A 2723-nucleotide genomic window follows, 5' to 3' on the forward strand; every position below is an offset into this window, starting at 1 on the left:
TTTATATTTTACTTCCAATCCAACATGGCTTTTTCTAACTCTGAAAAATTACAATTTGCTCTTCTGATAGTTCCTGTTTCCTTTTGCTTCTGATATAATTTTTCCACCTTTTTCAAAACCTTTGTTTTTACCTTAAGGCAAAAAGCATATTCTTTTTCAAATAAGTCTTTGTATCTGATGTCATCAAGCTCATCAAACTCAATTCTTTCATAACAACCATTCGGTACAGGTATCATTTTCTTAATATCCAATATAGATAATATGTGCATTTTTTCTTCATCAGAGTAATATTTGTATATATCTCCATTTATAGTAATGTTATTATCAATTACTTCATAAATCAAAAAATGCTCATCAGAAACATTCTTCCATCTTTTGTGTTTTTCCTTTGCAGAAGATATTGGAATAAAATAATTATAGTTTTCTATCCCAACAATAATTCCAACAAATGGTTTAATACTGTTTCTATACGATGGATTGTAATAAACTTCTGAATCTATTTGATTTAGATATTCAAGATAATCAGGATCTACAGTATAAAATCCATATTTAATCGCTTCTGCCATTGCCTTCTCCTAAAAAAACAGAGAGGTTTCATCCTCTCTGTTCACTTTAATGCTTCACCTTTGGGATATAGGTAGTGAGACACCTTCTTTAATGTTCCACCTTTAATGGTAGTGGGACACCCTCTTTATTTACTGAAAGTATAACAGATATTTTTAGAAATGTCAAATTAGTAAATTCCCTAAACGCCACTTTCTTATCATTTATATTATACCCTATTTCTCCAAAAAATCACTATCTTTCCTCATTTCTGTAATAGTCCTTTGTTTTCTCCTTTCGTTTTTCGTAGGCTTCTTGTTGCCCTTGATATTTCTTAATCTGTGCTATTACACTTGGTTTTTCTCCTCTCTTGATTGCCTTGTCAATCTCAATACTTAGGTCTATGCCATAATCCTCATTGACCGTTTTTACGGCATATTTGATATGATTGATACTTTCGTATTCTTCTTTGATTTTTTGAGATTGTCTGTTGAGTTTTGATATTTCACTTTCAAGACTTTGGATTTCTTTCTTCCAATCTTTAGACTTAATCGCCGATGAGCCTGTTATCTTTTCAAGGATTGCCCTTGCTCTTTTATATTTATCTATCTCATCTTTGTGTGAATTGTAAAAGCTATCTTTGAATAAGGATTTACTGTTCCATTCCTCAAAGACTTGTTTGTTATCTTTGATGATGTCCGCATAGGTGAAGCATTTATTTAAGCTTTCTATCCTTGCGGTTTTTGCCTTAATGTCTTGACTAATCTTCTTATTTTTTGCTTGTAATGTACTTATCTTTTCTTGTAGGTCTGCTATGGTTTTAAGATTATTGTCCTTTAGATATATCCTTGCTTTTGAAAATCGTCTTAGGTCTGCTCCTATCTTTTTGTTGCTTGCATAGGGGTTTAACTTTCTTGCTTTTTCTCCCTGTATATCGTAATAGATGGAAATGTACTCATAGAGATTAAAGAGTTCCGCTTTGTTCTCATATTCTTCTTTCTTCTCCTGTTTGTATTCATCATATTTTACTTGCAGACTCCCAAGTAACGAGCCTATCCAAGATGTAAGTTTTGATAGTTCTGCTTTTAACTTCTTAAATTCTAAATTCAAGGCAATGATTTTTCTGTTTTGGTTTCCTCTTTCTGTCTGTATGCCTTTTTTCTCCATTTGGTAGCTGCTTGTTCCTAAATGGATTTGCGGAAGTTCTTCTCTGCCTTGTTCTTCAAAGGTGCGTGGATCAATTCTTTTATCTATGTTATTCCTTGCCAAATATTCGTTTGCTTTTTTTGAAAAATTTTCTCTCCACTCTTTTGCTTTGTCAGGTTCGTTCCAATCGTTCAGATTTACTTTTCTTGATTTATAGTTTCCGCTTTTCAGTTTTATCTTTTCTCCATTTTCATCAAGGATATATTCTTTTCTGCATTTCGGTTTCCATTTTCCCTCACTATCCATTTCTCTTAGGGTAAGTAAGATATGGGCGTGTGGTTGTTCTTCATTATCGCTTGCCGGCGGATTATGAATATTACAGTCTGCTATCATACCTTTAGAAGTAAAGTTTTCTTCTATAAATTCGCTGATTAACTTTATTCTGTCCTGTTCATTTAATTCTCTTGGCAATTCAAAGAGTAGATTTCTTGCAAGTTGTGAGTTTTTACTTTTTTCGATTTTCTCAACTTCATTCCATAGGTATTCTCTGTTTGAAAACTCTTTTGGGACATGTTCCGGCAGAAATATTTTTGAGAATACAAGGTCTGTTTTTTTAGAATAGTCATGCGTTTTTCCATAGTATTCATCTTGTAATTTATCTCTTGCATTGTATGCAGCTTTTGCAATCACGCTATGCCCCTTTGACCTTGTAACGATATCTACATGGGTATGCAAACTTTTGATTTCCATTGTCTTTTTCTCCTTTATCTGTTTTTAGTTTTGGAATTTTACTATCCTAATGTTCAGGTGGTATCTTCGCTCCCTTTTTCAAAGGGCGCAAAGATACACCGTTTGACTACGGTGCTTTGCGTTCCTGCGGAAAGCTATTAGCTCCGCTAAGGAAACAAAAACGCTAAAGCATTTTTATTTGTTCAAGGGGGCTACTCCCCCTTAGACCCCTGTGAACTTTGCTTTTTGTAGATTTTTCAAATCTACAAAAAAGCAAAGTGTTAAAATGTTTCTCACTTTGCTCC

Annotated in this window: 2 protein-coding genes; both read right to left on the reverse strand. The window is 33.3% G+C overall.

What is annotated here, in order from left to right; translation table 11 throughout:
- Positions 1 to 8: 8 nt before the first annotated feature.
- On the reverse strand, positions 9 to 566 hold the full coding sequence (locus HMPREF9629_RS11080) for a type III toxin-antitoxin system ToxN/AbiQ family toxin (RefSeq protein ID WP_009526475.1): 558 nt from the start codon (positions 564 to 566) through the stop codon (positions 9 to 11).
- Between the two features lie 232 nt (positions 567 to 798).
- Complete coding sequence (gene mobQ, locus HMPREF9629_RS11085) at positions 799 to 2439, reverse strand: MobQ family relaxase (protein ID WP_009526476.1); 1641 nt, start codon at positions 2437 to 2439, stop codon at positions 799 to 801.
- Positions 2440 to 2723 lie beyond the last annotated feature (284 nt).

The sequence above is a fragment of the Peptoanaerobacter stomatis genome, assembly GCF_000238115.1.
GTDB classification, from domain to species: domain Bacteria; phylum Bacillota; class Clostridia; order Peptostreptococcales; family Filifactoraceae; genus Peptoanaerobacter; species Peptoanaerobacter stomatis.